Raw genomic sequence first — 16,253 nt, 5'->3', positions numbered from 1 at the left:
ATGGCAGTTCCGATTATTATAGGCGTGGCGGGTGGCACCGGCTCCGGCAAGACAACGGTCGCCCGCGAGATTTACCGCCAGTTCGAAGATATGAGCGTCGTGATGATTGAACAGGATGCGTACTATAAGGACCAATCTGACCTAACTTTTGAAGAGCGGATAAAAACGAACTATGACCATCCGCTGGCGTTCGATAATGACTTGCTTATTGAACACTTAGAACGTCTGCGCCGCCGTGAATCGATTGAGAAGCCGACGTATGATTATAAGCTGCATACCCGGGCGGAAGAAACGGTACGGATCGATCCGAAGGATGTTATTATTCTTGAAGGAATTTTAATTCTTGAGGATGAACGCCTGCGTGATTTGATGGACATTAAAGTGTTTGTCGATACGGATGCCGATGTGCGGATTATCCGCCGGATGCTGCGCGACATCGCGGAGCGCGGACGCACGATGGAGTCGGTCGTGGAGCAGTATCTCACTGTAGTGCGGCCCATGCATATGCAGTTCATCGAGCCGACCAAGCGCTACGCCGATATCATTGTTCCGGAAGGCGGTCAGAACCGTGTGGCCATTGATTTGTTAACGACAAAAATCAATACTGTATTAAAGTCGCTATAGATGCAAGCGCCGAACTCTCTGCCAGAGAGATTGGCGCTTTTTTGCTGCTCCTGCCGGTCCAAACAAAATCGAGCATTTTTGTTACAGAAATCGTCTTTTTATCTTAGAGTGGTCTTACCCTTTTCTACCCGGACCCTACTATACAATCTATTCAACTGTTAATAACTGTTCAAAGAAACCGCCGATTTCCAGTTCCCGATCAATAAAATGTATCTCCAGAATCCAATCCCGTGGTTGACCGTTCTTATCAGGTTCTCTCATAGGAACTTCATTATCAGGATGAATATAGTTCTCAATTTCTTCTCCTTGAACTTGTTCGTGAGGGAACTCACCAATGAGATGACCGGCGTGCGGACCTCCATATTCCCATCCATACTTTTTTGCAAGATCACAAACAAATGCGAAGAGTTCACTACCTGTGATATTAGGCATGGATTGAAAGAAGGCTTTTCCCTCTTCCCAAGCCTGTTCAATATCATTACGTAGCTTTATTTTGATTGGATCTTCTCCAAGAACGTATGTCCGTCCGAAATCAGCTTCCCAGTCTTCAAAGATGGGACCAAAGTCAAGAAAGATAATATCTTCCTTCGACACGGTTAAATCTGGTGGATTTTCTCTATAAGGATATAATGTGTTCCTTCCAGCTCGCACAATGCGTTTATGCCAATATTTCTTAATTCCGAACATTTGAAAGGCCAACTCATAAATTTCTCGATTGATTTGTTTTTCGGTTACACCGCCACGTAGTATCCCTTTTTCTTCAATCGCTTTGAATAGCTCTTCCGCCTTCCTTTCAGCATCTCGTAAGGCTGAGTGTCTCTTCTCTAGAAATTGATTCAAAACTTCCTCCCACCTCTCAATAATAATATATTGTGAAATTTTATTATACGAAAATTAATAATTTTAGGTAAAGGGGATAAATCATGAAGTTGCTCTTTTAACCAAATATTGTACTAAGCTCTTGTAGTTTAGATATAATATTTTTTTCGACTTGTTCATCAACTGAAATTTGGTCTTTCGCTATCATAAGAAGAGGTTCATATTCACCGATTACTACTGAATGGTGAGCTTTTTGAAATAACGGGAGATCATTCATGTCATTTCCAAAGCAAATAAACGTCTCTAGAGAGAGACCTGATTGCTCCAGGGCCGCCATTTTATTCACCTCTTTATATGTTATATCTAAAATATCTTCAGCAGAATGATAATGAATGGTGACATCTAACTGTGTTATTCTTTTAGATAATTCTTCAAAGTTATTGCAAGATAACACAACAATTTTAATGAAAGATTCAATTTGATCAATTTCTACACGGTTAGCCAACTTATGTGGATCTACATTCATATTTCCTGTAATCGTAAAAATCGTTGTTTTGTAGTTGTATTTTTTTAAAATCGGATAGGCGTATGTAAAATTACGTAAATAACCGTCATCAAATGTAATGACTACACTGTTTCTTGGAAGCATAGCTTTCCCCTCTACGAACTGTTCCAGCTGTTCTAAGGAGACCGTTATGTATCCATGCTCGTGTAACAATTTCATTTGTTCAGCAAACATCTCTGAAGTAATAATGGGTGCATGTTTTCCAAACTTCTTCTTTTCATGTGTTTGTAAAATATGGTGGTACATAAGAACAGGGATTCCTTGTTTTGTTTTTGAATAGACTTTCGTTATTGTGAATCCCCATAGAATAAAGAAAAAGAAAAGGGGAAATCGTTTTTTTACCAATTTCTCATCTCCTTTGTAACCACCTGGCTCTTCTTTACTTCGTTTTATTACTATTTCAAGGCAGGTAGCCTGATATACTTTTCATCATCTGTAATTATTTAACATCTTATTATGAATAACTATATTACCTGCGCTTTTATTCAACAAAAAAGCCGCTCTGGTTTCAGAGCCACTGTTACTATTTGATAAATCATCGGTAATCTCAATAATCATAGATCCTGATGAGGCATAAAAAAGCCATTCTTTCTACAGTATTTTATAGAAAGAATAGCTGATTTTTTTACTTTATGATATGAATTTATCTTGGCTTGATGGTGATGGGATAGTACCTTTACCATTTCGAATACCTCTTCTTACTTTTGTTACCCTATATCTGCATCTGCAATATTTTGATCTGATATATGGGGCTCGTTAGTATTTGTTGCATTAGGACTAATATTAATGAATTTCATAAAATTGGCCGTATTACCAGTACCTGATCCGTTAGATGATTTTGAAGTGCTTTTAGGGGAAAGAATAACAGACTCATTAAGGTTGACCACTGCACTGTGATCCATGCTTACTATATTTATAGATCCAACGATTGAAGGCATGTATATCCATCCTTTATAAAGTATTTAATAATATATAAGTATGATGACATTCACCTACAAGTTCATAATTCAATTCAGTTAGTTCAACCTGTTGTTTTGTATTTCTTTTCCGTATATGAACTGTTTACATGCCTCTCCTCTTTACTCCGTTGGTAGAGGAACTAGCGGACCAATTATAAGTGATTCCGGTGGTGTATCAAAAATAGAAGAACAGGTAATCACCTGAATATCACCTATTAAAAAAAACGGCGGGGCTGAAAACTCCGATAATCCGAATGTCTTTAACTGAAATTTTTTTATTAACCACATTCATATTTATCAAGAACTCTTCTCTTCTCGTGATAATTTATTCAAATAACTTTCAATACCGCTCCGAATGTCTTTTTTTACTTTTTTAATGACTGTTTGCTCTATAGTTCCTGAATCATTATCCGTTGCATCTGTGTTCATTTGATTAAGATAATGGTGAATACGCTGATCTACCTGTTTTTTAATATCTTCAATTATAAATTGACGAAATTCCTCATTCACCTTATATTTTTGTCTTCTTTCCATAACCCTGATTTCTTTAGGAAGCTCCGAATGTAAATAGTTATCAATATGATTTTTTATCTGCTGGAATCGCGAATGTTGAGGATAGATCGGCATGTCTTCCACAGTTTGATCGTTGGTGGAAAATTCTTCGATTTCTCCAAAGCCATTGGGTGTAATGCCAATGTTTAAAGTCCCTTCTAATGTTTCAACCTTTAATTGGTCAAATTTGTACTCCATTTTTTCTACGATTACCGGATGTTGTTTTTTCAATGAACTGATTTCAGATTGCAGCTGCTGTACTATCGTTGATAGTTGATTGATTGACATTTGCTGTTTTGAAACAACTTCGTCCCGGAACTGCTGCATCCTCATATCGAGTTGATTTATTGGTTCTTGTTGTTTTAAAGAAATTTCTTCCTGTAATTGCTGAAGGGCCGTTTCCAAATTGTTTATTTTTTCAGTGTGCCAATTCATGTAATTATATATTTGTTGCAAAAATGATTGTATATCCTGATGGTACATACAACTGCCCCCCCTTTTTCTGCTATCCTATGCAAATAAATAGATAGGTGTTAGCCCACAACAAGATTACTTATTATGAAAATTATCACGTTGGGGGTGCTAATGGTACGAAAGGGCCTTGTAATTGCTGAGGTTGCCCAGATTCAGGGGCGGGACCAGTAAATGCTCCGGTATTATATAAGTTAGATAAAGGTTTAATTATGCCCGCACTTCCAATTTGCAGAACTGATGAACTAGTAATACTATTTACCCGGAAGTTATGAATAACAATACTTTGATGAACAGTTAGATTAGCTATAATCATCCCCTCCACTTACCTGATTCACAAGGAACCCATGGCATTTGCATCTGCAATATCAGGATCATAAGTATTTGTTGTACTAAAACCATTATTGGTATGTGGAAAATCACCCGTATTAAAGGAACCAGCACCGGCAAAAGTTTTTGAAGTACTTTTAGGGGAAAGAATAACAGACTCATTAAGGTTGACCACTGCACCGTGATCCATGCTTACTGTATTTATAGATCCAACGATTGAAGGCATATATATCCATCCTTTATAAAGTATTTAATAATATATAAGTATGATGACATTCGCCTACAAGTTCATAATTCAATTCAGTTAGTTCAACCTGTTGTTTTATATTTCTTTTCCGTATACGAACTGTTCACATGCGCTCTGTAACGTCCATATTCCATGTGTTTTAATGAATCAAGTACTAAGGATTAGCTTTAGGGTCTTGATTGTGTAGCAATTGGTGAATTTGTTTTTTTCGGGATTCTGTATCAATTAACTTGTTAGAACCAACTTGAAAAACAGAGGAGTCAGCAATACCAAGAATGTTAACTTGATTTACTTTAATCCATGGAGACTCGTTTTTCACAACCATTTGAACGTCCTCTTGAACAATAGGTTGAGGAATAGGTTTGTTAAATGGTGGATAGTCAGAAAAATTCACTTCATTTTCAATAAAGGAAGGAAGCCCACGTTCTACCTCGATTGATTTTGAACGAGGTTTTACATTGATAGCATCTCCTACATGAACAATAGAACTTTCTGAAACACTAAGAACCTTAATATTTTTAACAACAGATATTCTTGCGTTCATAACTTACGGCCTCTTGTTTTTCTTGATGGAGGAGCCGTTGGTTCAGATTCGGGAGGAGTATCAGAAACAGAAGAACAAGTGATTACCTTAGTATCACCCACCAAGAAGACAGACGATTCCGAAACACCTTGAATATAAATATTCCCAACTGAGATTTCTTTGTTAGTTACACTCATCTTCATTAAAACATATTCTCTCCTTCTAACAATGTACTAAAATAACTTTTACTACCAGTTCGAATAGCTTTTCTTAATTTTGTAACTGTTATTTCTTTGTTACACTATACCTGCAATATTTCCATCTGAAAAATGGATTTCGTTAGTATTCGTTTCGCTAGGCCCACTAGAGAATTTCATATTATCAGCGGTATTGAAGGAACCTGCTCCAGCAAACGTTTGTGAAGTGCTTTTGGGAGCAAGAGTAACAGCATCGGCAAAGTTGATTATTGAACTGTGATCAACGCTCACTATATTTATAACTCCAACGATTGAAGGCATAAACAACCATCCTTTGTAAAGTAGTTAATAATATATGATATGATGACATTCACCCAGAGGTTCATTATTCAATTCAGTTGGTTCGCTTAACTGGGGTAGTACCGGCGAAGCTGACACCACCCGCAAAGTAAATGGTAATAAAGGTAACTATGAATCCAGCTACATTTGGTACAAACAGCCGCTATGGTACGTATGGTTTGACCACTCCACAAACAGATGACAGTAACGGAATAAAAGCTATTTATCCATAATAGCCTAAAACTTTAATAGAGGTGGGAATGAAGTGATTAAAAAATCAAGAAAGAAATTGGGTGCAGCAATTCTAGCTGTTGGAGTTGTTTCAGGAGCTGGAGTAGCGTATTCTTCTATACAAAGCCCGGAAATTAAAACTGTTTATAGCCATGCGAGCTGGAATTATAGTTACGGTAGTATAGAGGAGCTTGCTCAGGATAGTGACTTAGTTGCTTTAGTGACTGTTGGCGAGAAAATAAGCGAGAAGTCAGTTGATCATATTCCAATGTCTGATTTTGAGGCAACAGTTGTAAAACCAATTATTAATAGTGAAAAAGGTCAGAAAATCTCTATTACTCAAACCGGTGGTTTAACAGAAGTAAACGGAGAGAAGATTAAGATGGAGCTGGAAGATGATCCGCTTCTCGTACCTGGCGAAGAGTATGTAATTTTCGCACGTAAAAACGATAATGGAACTTATGCGATCTTGGGAGGTCCTCAGGGAAGATTGAAAAATATTAACGGGAAGTTACATGCTATGAAATATGTAACTAAGCGTGTAGGTTGGGGAAATATTGAAGTGAAAGGTGAGAATTTGGAAAATTTAAAGTCTAAAATAGTAAAAGCCAAAAAGCAAAAGTGATTTCATATCGGTAAGCAGGCCGCGAATTGGTTGTTCTTCCAACTAATTCGCGGCCTGTTTTTATGTCGTTCTTTATATGTTTAAGCCCTGATTGACGCGGCAAAACTGGATAGATAGTCTAGTTTACTGCTTTGGGAAAGGGGCTTTGCAGCATGTCGCTGAATCGGAAAAAACGGCGGATGTTTATTGTTTTGCTATTGTTTACCTTTTTATATACAGGAATCATCACACGGCTTGCCTGGATTCAGGTGGTAGATACGCATTCATTCTCGCCTCACAAGGTGAACCTGGTGGAGCGGTCCGTGGCGCAGCGCCGTGAGAAGATTGTACTCGATACCGGACGCGGCATGATTTACGATCGCCGGGGCGTACCGCTGACCGGAGAAGAGCAGACGGGTCTGGCGATTTTCCCGCTTGTTCGCTACTCGCTTGATGATAATGAGAAAATCGATAAATTGGGACAAGTATTGGGTATTACAAAAGAAGAAACGCGCCTGTTGCTTTCAAGCGTAAAACATGCCGGATTCTGGAAGAACAGGGACGGAAGCATCATTTCGCTGCGCCAGGACCAGGCACGGCAGATCCAGGAACTCAACATTTCCGGCGTGATGCCGCTGCCGGTGACAACGCGGTATCCAAAAGATATGCTGGCCCATCATCTAATCGGATATATCGGTCAGAATGCCAAACTCATTCAAGAGAAATATCAGGATGATTTGGAGTCCGGCCTGCTGCACCCGTCCAGCAAGGTCGGTGTCGCAGGACTTGAGCGTTCATTTCAGCCGTTTCTTGCCGGTGTCGGCGAAAAATCGGTTTCATACTTCGTAGATGGACGCGGGAATCCGCTAAATGGACTTGACGTACGGTTGAAAGAAGCGGAAAATTCTTTTTATCCGCTCACATTGGTGACGACTCTTGATGCAAGGGTTCAAAAACAGCTTGAAGATGCTTTCGACGCGTCTCCTATAAAAAAAGGTGCCGCGGTTGTGCTTGATGTAGAGACGCGCGACGTCCTGGCGATGGTTTCGCGTCCGGACTTCGATCCGGCGCGGCCCGATCCGACGACGGATGCCTGGAAGAACCGGGCTATTAAGCAGGCCGTCCCGGGTTCCATATTCAAAATCGTCGTGGCGGCCGCGGCGCTCGAAGAGGGGTTGGTTAAGCCGGACGATCATTTTACCTGTCATGGTAAACTTGGCAAGTATGGCTTCTCCTGCTGGAAGGAAGAAGGACATGGCAACCTTACGTTTGAACAGGCGTTTGCCGAGTCATGCAATATCGCGTTTGCGGAAATCGCCAAAAAGGTAGGACCGGAAAAGCTGCAGTACTATGCGGTTAAATTGGGGTTAAATCAGCAGATTGGCTGGGAGAAGATGCCGTTCTACAAGCTGGGGAAGTTTCAGCAGCTCGACGGTGAGGATAGGGGGCGCGTATTCGCTCAAGGCGTGCCCAGGCATGACGAAGGGATTCTCATTCAGACCGGCATCGGTCAGCGGGACGTGCAATTGACCCCGCTTCAGGCCGCCAATATGGCGGCGATTATTGCAGACGGAGGTAAAAAACAGAAAGTGCGTACTGTCCAGTCCATTAACTATCAGAACGGAACTACATTTTACAGATTTGAAGACCGGCCGTTAGACAGCACAGACATTTCAGCGGAGACGGCGCGGATATTGCGGCAATTCATGGAGAAGGTTGTCGACGACGGAACGGCGGCTATGCTGAAAAAATTGCCGTGGAAATCGGCCGGGAAAAGCGGAACGGCACAGACGACTGTACGGGGGATGGCAATGAACAATCAATGGTTTGTTGGCTACGTACCGCGCGAGAACCCGCGTTATGCAATCGCCGTTCTGGCGGAAGAGCAGCCTACCACGGGAGTGAACCATGCGACCCAATTGTTTGGCTCATTCGTGAGCGGGCTTGCGCAGGCTGAGAAAGCAGCTACAACCGCAAGCGAAGAGAGGATGAGATAGAGGTTCTTGTCCATCGTTTTATCTCGTATAGTTAACGAAAAGGGATGAGGAGAGGTGAGAGAAATGTTTTATCAGCTTCTTAACAGGCTCCGTCCGTCCGGCAGTATCGGTATGATTTTAATGACGGGGTTCTTCATGGCGTTTCTGTTGTTGTTCGCATCTGCCATGATTATCGATGAAGTGCTGGAACAAGAGATAGATTGGTTTGATAAAGCGGTATACGATATATTTCATCGTCTTCACAGCGATACATTTACGGCAGATGTTATTTTTCTGACCCATATGGGTTCAGTCACCTGGGTTGTTCCCATTTTTGCCTTTATCCTGGGTGTGCTGATTTGGCAAAAGCAGAGAATTGAGGCATGTATGCTGACGCTTGCGCTTGGCGGAGGCGGTTTGTTTAATTACTTCCTAAAAATGCTGTTTCGAAGGGATCGGCCGCCTTTGGAACACCTTGTGGATGTCGGCGGATATAGCTTCCCGAGCGGTCATGCCATGGTCTCGTTTATTTTTTACGGCATGCTTGGATATTTAGCCTGGTACTATCTCAAAGAGTATGGAATTGGGCGCTGGGTGGCACCTGTGTTTCTCGGGATTCTCGCCGTAGTCATTGGATGCAGCCGAATTTATCTGGGGGTACACTATGCAAGCGATGTTATTGCCGGATTTACGATTGGCGGCGTGTGGCTAATCGCGTGTATTCTCGGTCTTCATCTGCTGCATTGGTATGTTGACAAGTATAAAAGAGTAGCGGAGTAGTCCGTTCCCTCAGGTTTTTCGCCGTTTTTTAAATATATGTGAATGTGATTTTTTTACCGAAGTTTCTGTTATAATGGTGAATGGTAAGAGAAGCAAGTACATATTGGGAGCACCGATAAGGAGTTGACGAATCATGAGTGAAGCAGTAAATACGCTCGAAGGATGGTTTGCCCTGCATGATTTTCGTTCCATCGACTGGACGGCGTGGACAAGCGCGCCGGAAACCGAACGCCGGCAAGCGCTTGAAGAATTAAAAGCGTTTATGAACAAGTGGTCGGATGTTGAAGCCGGCAAACAGGGAAGCAGCGCTGTTTTTACCGTTGTCGGACATAAAGCCGATATCGGATTCATGCACCTGCGTCCGACACTGGAAGAATTGGAAGCGGTAGAAGCGGAGTTCAATAAGACGCTGTTTGCGATGTATACAATGCAGAACTATTCCTACGTGTCTGTTGTTGAGCTAAGTAACTATGCATCCCAGGCTGAGAATCCGGAAGAAGACCCGGCCATTCAGGCGCGTCTGAAACCGGCGCTGCCGAAAACGAAACATGTTTGCTTCTATCCGATGAACAAAAAGCGGGAAGGCAACGATAACTGGTATATGCTGTCGATGGAAGAGCGTCGCGGCATGATGTACAGCCACGGCATGATTGGCCGAAGCTATTCGGGACGCGTAACGCAGATTATTACCGGCTCTGTTGGCCTCGATGATTGGGAGTGGGGGGTAACCCTGTTTGCAGATGATCCGATCGTGTTTAAGAAGCTCGTATACGAGATGCGCTTTGACGAAGTAAGCGCGCGTTTCGGAGAATTCGGCACATTCATCGTCGGCAACCGTATGACAGAAGAACGCCTGGATGAGTACTTTGCGGTATAACAGTATATAGGTATAGAAAAAGAGGAGCGCAGCAGCTCCTCTTTTTCTGTGAAAATCATGAGGAAAGAAGGAGAGAGAAGAGGAAAGAAGATCCAGGGAAGAAAAAGGCGTGCGCCTTTTTCGACATTAAAATCATTTCTTTGTTCTCTTTTCCCTCCTACCGCAAAAGTCAGTTGCCCTTCTCCTCATTTTCATATCGGGGTTGCAGCTAAAAAGCCATGGCGGTTTTGTTTGTATTAGGGATATATGAGATATTTCTTGCGCTCCTGTTTAAACTTGTTGAGCGCCGGAGCGTATTTGGCTTCAATCTGTTTAGGGCTGAGTCCCTGGGAAAGATAAAGGCCAATTTTGTTTGTACCCATGATTTTATCGAACATGACAATTGTCTTTCCGCTTTTCGGTACTTTGAACTTGTTCAGCGAGCGGGCGTATGCGAGGGCATAAATACCGGTTTTGGCCGGATTAAATGTTCGATAGTTGGTGATTTTAAGACGAACCCCGCCGGCAGAGCCGCGTTTTTCCGGAATGAAAGTGACACCCGGAAGCTTCGCATTGTTTAACAGCGCCGCATACTTTTTTGGATCGATACCTTTGCCCCCGATCCATTTGAACGCGTCTGCCTGGAAAATTCCCGTTCCTTCTCCGAGTCCTGTCGCGTTGTAGCCGAATACCGACTGTAAATCAGGCATAAGCGGAGAACTTTGCACCCAGCTAAGACCGGTATCCTGATAAATCATGCTCCGTGTATATCCTTCCATAGGGACTACCTGCAGGTTCGCGCCGATCTTACGGTTGAAGAATCGCGCCAGCTCTCCTGCGGTCATGCCGTGCGTCATCGGCAGGTTGTCCACCCCGACGAACGATTTGTATTTATCCTCAAGCACCGGGCCATCCACGATCAGCCCGCCCAGCGGATTCGGCCTGTCCAGCACAACAATAGGCTTGTTGTTCTGTTTTGCGGCGACCATGCAGTAGTTTAAGGTGGACATGTATGTATAGGAGCGGGCTCCGATGTCCTGCATATCGAACACGAGAACATCGATATTCGCCAGCATCTTTGCCGATGGCATTCTCGTTTTTCCGTATAAACTGTAGATTGGAATACCCAGTGTCGGATGGAAGGTCGATTCCACATAGGCACCGGCTTTGGCTTTGCCGTCGATGCCGTGCTCCGGGCTGTATAGCGCAGTCAGCTTAATGTTCGGATATTCCGCAAGTACGGAAATGGTGCTTTTCCCCTGGCTGTTGACTCCCGTCTGGTTAGTGACCAGACCGATGCGTTTTCCGTCAATCAGGTGGGCGTACTTCTCAAGCAGCACTTCGTTCCCCAATTTGAAATTGCTCGCTTTTGCCTGTGCCGGCAGCGTAAGCATACTACCCGCCAGCACGAATGTCAGCAGGAGCGATAAGAATTTTTTCATCGTATTCTCTCCCTTGATGCGGTAAACAAAACAGGTGGATGTCGCAGCAGGATGTCTGTCTCGTTTCCTTAGAAATTTGTCCTATATAAATGGACGCCGAAGAAGGGAGATGGTTGTGCAATAAGGAAAAATAAAGAAAAATTTCGTTTTATTTATCTTTATACCTGCATATACCTGATTCTTTTGTTCCGATATATAATTAAGAAGGAAAATATTGAGTATAAACACCTATACATACAAGGTAAGAAAGTTAGCAAAGGAGAGAGAAAATGAAAAAGAGAGTTTTGCTTACGGGGCTGCTTGCCGTGTCCCTCGCATCTTCGGGTGCAGTGCCAGGGTTACCGCAGGTGATAGGGATAGAGGTTGCGGAGGCGGCGAATGTTACCGCTAATGCTATTACTTCTTTGCGTACGGGCGAAGAAACCACAATTACACTCCCTTCTTCACAGCCCACTTATAACCGTATTATTTGGAATACAGACCCCAGGAATGTTGCCAGTGGAAGCGACTATAAAATTTACGGTAAAAAACCCGGCTCTACTACTTTAACAGGAACAGCGTATCCATTGGCGACGTCTACTACAGGGGATACAATTAGGGTTGATGTGACTGTATTGTCCAATGGGGGCACAGTTCGTGACTTCATGTTTAATAGGATTACATATACCGGTGCAGAGTTTTCCTGGCTAGGAACCACTGGCCCTGTCTATGTAGAAGTAAAACCAACCAATGGTGGAACATCACCATATTCAGGTGTTGTCAGCAGTCGCTCCTTATATGTTTCTAATTTATCTCCAAACACAGAGTATGAAGTGTTTATTGATAATCAATCTATAGTAAAATTTACAACAAATGATAATTACGGCGATCGTTACTACTATGACGGAAGATGGTACTATTACGATGACTATTACGATGATCGTTACTCTGATAGCTACGTCCGTGACTTTAGAATCGACGGCAAAAGCGATACGCATGTCGACATCTCCTGGCGCGGCACATCGCGCAATGTCTACGTCGAGTTGCGCAAGCGCAGCAGCGGCAGCAACGTCAGCAGTAAATGGGCAAACGAAAATACATCCTTCAGCGGTCTGTCGCCTGACACTGAGTATTCTATTTATATAGACGGACGCTACATGGCTTCTTTTACCACAGAAAAAAATCGAGCTGCTTATAATGTTGTCATTACAAAAAATACGTCCAACCGTTCCGTCGATGTCTCCTGGAGCGGCACAAACGGGACGGTAGAAGCCGTGCTGAAAAAGAACGGTTCCCAGGTCGACTCGAAACGGACGAGCGAGAAAAAAACGACTTTTTATAATCTAGAGCGCGGCACAGAATACTATCTATATATCGACGGCAAATATATCGAAACATTCTCGCTTCCATCCGAGAGTACCCTACCATCGCAAACGACATGGCAGCCGCCTTCTTCAACATGGCAGCCACCCGTCGCAACATGGAATCCGGTCACTTTCACGGACGTAAATAATCACTGGGCCAAGAGTGCCGTGGAGAGGTTGGCTTCTTACGGAGTGGTCCGCGGATTTGCAGGCGGACTGTTCAAACCAGAAAAGCTGATGACAAGGGAAGAATTTATCGTTATGCTGGTGAATGCCCAGAAGTATGAAATAGGCAGCGGTACAACGGGATTTAGTGACGTGCAGACAGAGCGCTGGTCTGCTCCTTACATTGCAGCCGCTGTCCAGAATGGTATTATTACCTCAAGCGACTATAGCGGAGACCGCTTCCTGCCCGGCAAATTTATTACGAGGGAAGAGGCAGCCGTTATGATTGCGAGGGCTCTAAAACTTACACCGGACGCGAGCGCCTTAACGTTTACGGACACATCATCCATTCAGAACAAGGAGATGGTTGGAGCGGCCGTAAAGGGAGGAATTATTACAGGGGAGCCGGATAATACATTTAAACCGCGTGCACTGTTAATCAGGGGCGCCGCAGCCGTAATGATCAATGCGATTTACAAACCGTATTAACAATACTAGGAAAAGAGCCACATTCCGGCTCTTTTTTGTATATACTGTAAGAAGAAGAGAAACTTTTTTGAAGCTGTTCCGTTTAAAATAACAAAGCTAGTATGGTATATACCAGAAGCAGGAGGCGATGGATATGGATGCCTTTCTAAACAATCATGGAAACACAGACCCGCTTTCGCTGACCGAAACACCTGTGACGGAAGCGGAACGCGTGGATATATCAAGACTATCGGAAGAAGACCGTAAACGGGTACGTGAGCTTGCACGGCAGATTGAAGTCAAAGACAGCGGTACTGTGCTGCAATACGGTGTGGGTTTGCAAGGGGAGATTTCGCGTTTCTCCGATACGGTGCTCGACTATGTACGGGCTAAAGACAGCGGCGAAGTCGGACAGGCTCTGACGGATCTTATGTTAAAGGTGAAAGAAGTCGATACGGAAACTTTATCGGGTAAAAAAGGCAGCTTCCTATCCAAAGTGCCGGTGCTTGGCTCATTTATGAATTCCGGCAAGAAATTCATGGCTCAGTATGAGAAGATAGGGACGCAAATCGAGACGATTACGAGACAGTTGGACCGGGCAAATGCCCAACTGTTGAAAGACATCTCTTTGTTGGACACGTTGTATGAGAAAAACAGGGAGTTTGTACGACAGCTTGACTTGTACATTGCAGCCGGTCGGCTGAAGCTGGAAGAACTCGAACAGGAAGTCATGCCTGAGCTTAAACGAAAAGCGGAAGCATCGCAGGACCCGGCTGATGTGCAGGAATTGAATGACATGGGACAGCTCATTAACCGGCTGGAGAAAAAGATCCACGATCTTGTGCTGACCCGTACCGTCACCATTCAATCCGCACCACAAATCCGTCTGGTACAGAACAATAACCAGGTGCTTGTCGAGAAGATTCAATCCTCGATTCTTACTACCGTGCCGCTCTGGAAAAACCAACTGGTCATCGCTATTGGATTGCACCGTCAGAAGCAGGCGCTTGATGTACAGAAGCAGGTGGCGGATACGACGAATGAGCTGCTGTTGAAGAATTCGGAGTTATTGAAAATGAACTCGATCGGCATTGCCAAAGAGAACGAGCGGGGCATCGTAGATGTCGACACGCTGAAGAAAACGCAGGCAAACTTGATAGAGACACTCGAAGAGACATTGTCTATCCAGCGGCAGGGCCGTGAAAAACGCCGTCTGGCAGAAGTGGAAATCAACAAGATGCAGCAGGAACTAAAAGAAAAGTTGACCGCGCTTGCCGTACAGCGTCAAAATCGCTGATAAACTTAAGCGAAAAGCCGGAATGTTTTGCACTCCGGCTTTTTCCATGTATAGATTTGCAGAAAATCGATGATACTAAGTACGAGCTTTTATTTTTGGCAACACAATTCACACTGGCACGGTCATCGGAGCCGTAAGGATGGAAGAGAGGTAGGGCTTCCGTTGTTTTGAGCTTTCAAAAATTTAGGCATATCTTTTCCTTTTGTTGCGGTTGATTGCCGACTGAACAATTAATTTGAATATGAAGTTCATAATTCACATATTATAAAGAATTATTGCTTCTGCTTTGTTGATATTCTTTATAATATGTGGATTTTTTATTTACTACGTAAATAGAAGTAACATATTATAATTTTTTACTGGAGGTTTTTTATGCAAACAACAGGAACAGTTAAGTGGTTTAATGCGGAAAAAGGATTCGGATTTATTGAAGTTGCAGACGGGAACGACGTTTTCGTTCATTTCAGCGCAATTACAGGTGAAGGATTTAAATCCTTGGAAGAGGGACAGCGCGTTCAATTCAGCATTGTGCAGGGAAATCGCGGTCCTCAAGCTGAGAATGTTGTAAAGCTGTAATTCTTATCGGGAAAGCTGCCAAATAAGGCGGCTTTTTTGCTGTATAGGAAAGTATATGTTGCTTTACAGTGATAAAGCAGCATATACTTTTCCTCCACTGTAATCGCGGAAAAACGTGCGGGGCGTGTGGCGGCCTTGGTTAGAATAAATAAAAGGACAAGCATGCTTGGATACTGACAGCTTGCAGGGTAAAATAAAGATAAAACCACGGACAGGGGGTTCAAGTATGCGCTGGGAAAAAGTTCAGGAAATTTATCCGAACCAATTTGTCTTACTTCAGAGTCTGAAATCGCATGTTGAAGCGGATAAGAAGTATATAGAAGAGGTAGCGATTATTCGTCCGTTGGAAGATGAGCGGGAAGCGACAAAGGAATTATTAAAGGCGAAAGGAGACCGTTTTGTTTATCATACGTCCAAGCCTTCTATTGTAATGGAGATTATTCGTAAACCGAATATCAGAAGGAAGGCTCCGAATGAAAGTGGAGTACACTGATGGTTTGCTACATGTGTCTTTTACGATTACATATCAAGGGAAAACCGCAAAACTTGAGCATGTAATCGTAGACACAGGAGCTGCTCGCACCATTATTTCTGCTGATGCGGTATTTGACCTGGGGATTTTTGCTACGGCGGACGATGAGATTAACGTGATGTACGGGATCGGTGGAGAAGAGTACTCGTTCCGCAAGGTGGTAGATGAAATTGAGTTTGCATCATTTAAGGCTGGTAACTTTCCCATTGATTTCGGTGATTTAGATAAAGGGTTTGGAATCAACGGCATCATTTATAGCTTATTAAGCCAATGGGGTGTTGTTTTACTAAGTGCAGCAGCCCTTTAGTTTAGTTTGGCATTTTTTTCTTAATATTTTTCAAAAAAATTTATACTATT

20 protein-coding genes and 1 pseudogene are annotated in these 16,253 nt (G+C 43.1%); 10 read left to right on the top strand and 11 right to left on the bottom strand.

What is annotated here, in order from left to right; all coding sequences use genetic code 11:
* Nucleotides 1-624, top strand: a complete 624-nt coding sequence (udk, locus tag ADA01nite_RS14530) for a uridine kinase (RefSeq protein ID WP_174760617.1) — start codon at nt 1-3, stop codon at nt 622-624.
* Nucleotides 625-771: 147 nt separating this feature from the next.
* Here udk and ADA01nite_RS14525 read toward each other — a convergent pair whose 3' ends face one another.
* The 10 genes and pseudogenes from ADA01nite_RS14525 to ADA01nite_RS14480 form a co-directional block, all read right to left on the bottom strand.
* Nucleotides 772-1,464, bottom strand: coding sequence for a M24 family metallopeptidase (locus ADA01nite_RS14525; protein WP_146811001.1), 693 nt, complete (start codon nt 1,462-1,464; stop codon nt 772-774).
* Nucleotides 1,465-1,561: 97 nt separating this feature from the next.
* Entirely contained in the window at nt 1,562-2,353 is a 792-nt protein-coding gene (locus tag ADA01nite_RS14520; RefSeq protein ID WP_146811000.1) for an HAD hydrolase family protein, read from the bottom strand.
* A gap of 362 nt (nt 2,354-2,715) precedes the next feature.
* The gene (locus ADA01nite_RS14515) at nt 2,716-2,946 is read right to left on the bottom strand and encodes a spore germination protein (protein ID WP_146810999.1); all 231 of its coding nucleotides are present in this window, start codon (nt 2,944-2,946) and stop codon (nt 2,716-2,718) included.
* Between the two features lie 141 nt (nt 2,947-3,087).
* A pseudogene (locus ADA01nite_RS14510) lies at nt 3,088-3,265 on the bottom strand (spore germination protein GerPD).
* The gene (gene gerPC, locus ADA01nite_RS14505) at nt 3,265-4,002 is read right to left on the bottom strand and encodes a spore germination protein GerPC (protein ID WP_146810998.1); all 738 of its coding nucleotides are present in this window, start codon (nt 4,000-4,002) and stop codon (nt 3,265-3,267) included. The pseudogene ADA01nite_RS14510 and the gene gerPC overlap by 1 nt, the downstream one beginning before the upstream one ends.
* A gap of 85 nt (nt 4,003-4,087) precedes the next feature.
* Nucleotides 4,088-4,306, bottom strand: a complete 219-nt coding sequence (locus ADA01nite_RS14500) for a spore germination protein GerPB (protein WP_146810997.1) — start codon at nt 4,304-4,306, stop codon at nt 4,088-4,090.
* Between the two features lie 18 nt (nt 4,307-4,324).
* Nucleotides 4,325-4,546 (bottom strand): spore germination protein, encoded by a 222-nt coding sequence (locus ADA01nite_RS14495; RefSeq protein WP_146810996.1) that lies wholly within the window; start codon nt 4,544-4,546, stop codon nt 4,325-4,327.
* A 175-nt stretch (nt 4,547-4,721) separates the two neighbouring features.
* Nucleotides 4,722-5,111 carry a spore germination protein GerPE gene (locus tag ADA01nite_RS14490; protein WP_146810995.1) on the bottom strand — a complete coding sequence of 130 codons (390 nt, stop codon included), beginning with the start codon at nt 5,109-5,111 and terminating at the stop codon, nt 4,722-4,724.
* Complete coding sequence (locus tag ADA01nite_RS14485) at nt 5,108-5,293, bottom strand: spore germination protein GerPD (RefSeq protein WP_146810994.1); 186 nt, start codon at nt 5,291-5,293, stop codon at nt 5,108-5,110. The genes ADA01nite_RS14490 and ADA01nite_RS14485 overlap by 4 nt, the downstream gene beginning before the upstream one ends.
* A 93-nt stretch (nt 5,294-5,386) precedes the next feature.
* A complete protein-coding gene (locus ADA01nite_RS14480) occupies nt 5,387-5,608 on the bottom strand; it encodes a spore germination protein (RefSeq protein ID WP_146810993.1) in 222 nt (73 codons plus the stop codon).
* Nucleotides 5,609-5,891: 283 nt separating this feature from the next.
* On the opposite strand from ADA01nite_RS14480, the gene ADA01nite_RS14475 reads away from it, so the two are divergent.
* The 4 genes from ADA01nite_RS14475 to hemQ all read left to right on the top strand — a co-directional run bounded on the left by ADA01nite_RS14475 (nt 5,892) and on the right by hemQ (nt 10,094).
* Nucleotides 5,892-6,482 carry a hypothetical protein gene (locus ADA01nite_RS14475; protein WP_146810992.1) on the top strand — a complete coding sequence of 197 codons (591 nt, stop codon included), beginning with the start codon at nt 5,892-5,894 and terminating at the stop codon, nt 6,480-6,482.
* Between the two features lie 152 nt (nt 6,483-6,634).
* Nucleotides 6,635-8,458, top strand: coding sequence for a peptidoglycan D,D-transpeptidase FtsI family protein (locus tag ADA01nite_RS14470; RefSeq protein WP_146810991.1), 1,824 nt, complete (start codon nt 6,635-6,637; stop codon nt 8,456-8,458).
* Between the two features lie 63 nt (nt 8,459-8,521).
* Nucleotides 8,522-9,217, top strand: coding sequence for a phosphatase PAP2 family protein (locus ADA01nite_RS14465; protein WP_146810990.1), 696 nt, complete (start codon nt 8,522-8,524; stop codon nt 9,215-9,217).
* Nucleotides 9,218-9,350: 133 nt separating this feature from the next.
* The gene (gene hemQ, locus ADA01nite_RS14460) at nt 9,351-10,094 is read left to right on the top strand and encodes a hydrogen peroxide-dependent heme synthase (protein WP_146810989.1); all 744 of its coding nucleotides are present in this window, start codon (nt 9,351-9,353) and stop codon (nt 10,092-10,094) included.
* 236 nt (nt 10,095-10,330) lie between these two features.
* Here hemQ and ADA01nite_RS14455 read toward each other — a convergent pair whose 3' ends face one another.
* Complete coding sequence (locus ADA01nite_RS14455) at nt 10,331-11,515, bottom strand: DUF1343 domain-containing protein (protein ID WP_146810988.1); 1,185 nt, start codon at nt 11,513-11,515, stop codon at nt 10,331-10,333.
* A gap of 269 nt (nt 11,516-11,784) precedes the next feature.
* Between ADA01nite_RS14455 and ADA01nite_RS14450 the strand changes: the two genes are divergently transcribed.
* The 5 genes from ADA01nite_RS14450 to ADA01nite_RS14430 all read left to right on the top strand — a co-directional run bounded on the left by ADA01nite_RS14450 (nt 11,785) and on the right by ADA01nite_RS14430 (nt 16,203).
* Nucleotides 11,785-13,512 (top strand): S-layer homology domain-containing protein, encoded by a 1,728-nt coding sequence (locus ADA01nite_RS14450; protein ID WP_146810987.1) that lies wholly within the window; start codon nt 11,785-11,787, stop codon nt 13,510-13,512.
* Nucleotides 13,513-13,645: 133 nt separating this feature from the next.
* Nucleotides 13,646-14,788: a toxic anion resistance protein gene (locus ADA01nite_RS14445; protein WP_146810986.1), complete on the top strand. Its 1,143-nt coding sequence runs from the start codon at nt 13,646-13,648 to the stop codon at nt 14,786-14,788.
* 372 nt (nt 14,789-15,160) lie between these two features.
* Nucleotides 15,161-15,364, top strand: a complete 204-nt coding sequence (locus ADA01nite_RS14440) for a cold shock domain-containing protein (protein ID WP_146810985.1) — start codon at nt 15,161-15,163, stop codon at nt 15,362-15,364.
* A gap of 226 nt (nt 15,365-15,590) precedes the next feature.
* Nucleotides 15,591-15,857, top strand: a complete 267-nt coding sequence (locus ADA01nite_RS14435) for a hypothetical protein (protein ID WP_146810984.1) — start codon at nt 15,591-15,593, stop codon at nt 15,855-15,857.
* The gene (locus tag ADA01nite_RS14430; protein WP_146810983.1) at nt 15,838-16,203 is read left to right on the top strand and encodes an aspartyl protease family protein; all 366 of its coding nucleotides are present in this window, start codon (nt 15,838-15,840) and stop codon (nt 16,201-16,203) included. Before ADA01nite_RS14435 ends, ADA01nite_RS14430 begins: the two co-directional genes overlap by 20 nt.
* The last annotated feature ends 50 nt before the right edge of the window (nt 16,204-16,253 follow it).

Source organism: Aneurinibacillus danicus (assembly GCF_007991215.1).
Classification (GTDB): domain Bacteria; phylum Bacillota; class Bacilli; order Aneurinibacillales; family Aneurinibacillaceae; genus Aneurinibacillus; species Aneurinibacillus danicus.
Note: the sequence above shows the minus strand (reverse complement) of the source record. Positions and strands in the feature narration are given on the sequence as shown.

Coding starts and splice junctions, on each gene's coding strand:
- ADA01nite_RS14450 (WP_146810987.1), top strand. CDS start 11,785: ATGAAAAAGAGAGTTTTGCTTACGGGGCTGCTTGCCGTGTCCCTCGCA.
- ADA01nite_RS14485 (WP_146810994.1), bottom strand. CDS start 5,293: ATGAAGATGAGTGTAACTAACAAAGAAATCTCAGTTGGGAATATTTAT.
- udk (WP_174760617.1), top strand. CDS start 1: ATGGCAGTTCCGATTATTATAGGCGTGGCGGGTGGCACCGGCTCCGGC.
- ADA01nite_RS14470 (WP_146810991.1), top strand. CDS start 6,635: ATGTCGCTGAATCGGAAAAAACGGCGGATGTTTATTGTTTTGCTATTG.
- ADA01nite_RS14440 (WP_146810985.1), top strand. CDS start 15,161: ATGCAAACAACAGGAACAGTTAAGTGGTTTAATGCGGAAAAAGGATTC.
- ADA01nite_RS14455 (WP_146810988.1), bottom strand. CDS start 11,515: ATGAAAAAATTCTTATCGCTCCTGCTGACATTCGTGCTGGCGGGTAGT.
- ADA01nite_RS14515 (WP_146810999.1), bottom strand. CDS start 2,946: ATGCCTTCAATCGTTGGATCTATAAATATAGTAAGCATGGATCACAGT.
- ADA01nite_RS14490 (WP_146810995.1), bottom strand. CDS start 5,111: ATGAACGCAAGAATATCTGTTGTTAAAAATATTAAGGTTCTTAGTGTT.
- ADA01nite_RS14430 (WP_146810983.1), top strand. CDS start 15,838: ATGAAAGTGGAGTACACTGATGGTTTGCTACATGTGTCTTTTACGATT.
- ADA01nite_RS14495 (WP_146810996.1), bottom strand. CDS start 4,546: ATGCCTTCAATCGTTGGATCTATAAATACAGTAAGCATGGATCACGGT.
- ADA01nite_RS14465 (WP_146810990.1), top strand. CDS start 8,522: ATGTTTTATCAGCTTCTTAACAGGCTCCGTCCGTCCGGCAGTATCGGT.
- ADA01nite_RS14480 (WP_146810993.1), bottom strand. CDS start 5,608: ATGCCTTCAATCGTTGGAGTTATAAATATAGTGAGCGTTGATCACAGT.
- ADA01nite_RS14435 (WP_146810984.1), top strand. CDS start 15,591: ATGCGCTGGGAAAAAGTTCAGGAAATTTATCCGAACCAATTTGTCTTA.
- ADA01nite_RS14445 (WP_146810986.1), top strand. CDS start 13,646: ATGGATGCCTTTCTAAACAATCATGGAAACACAGACCCGCTTTCGCTG.
- gerPC (WP_146810998.1), bottom strand. CDS start 4,002: ATGTACCATCAGGATATACAATCATTTTTGCAACAAATATATAATTAC.
- ADA01nite_RS14500 (WP_146810997.1), bottom strand. CDS start 4,306: ATGATTATAGCTAATCTAACTGTTCATCAAAGTATTGTTATTCATAAC.
- hemQ (WP_146810989.1), top strand. CDS start 9,351: ATGAGTGAAGCAGTAAATACGCTCGAAGGATGGTTTGCCCTGCATGAT.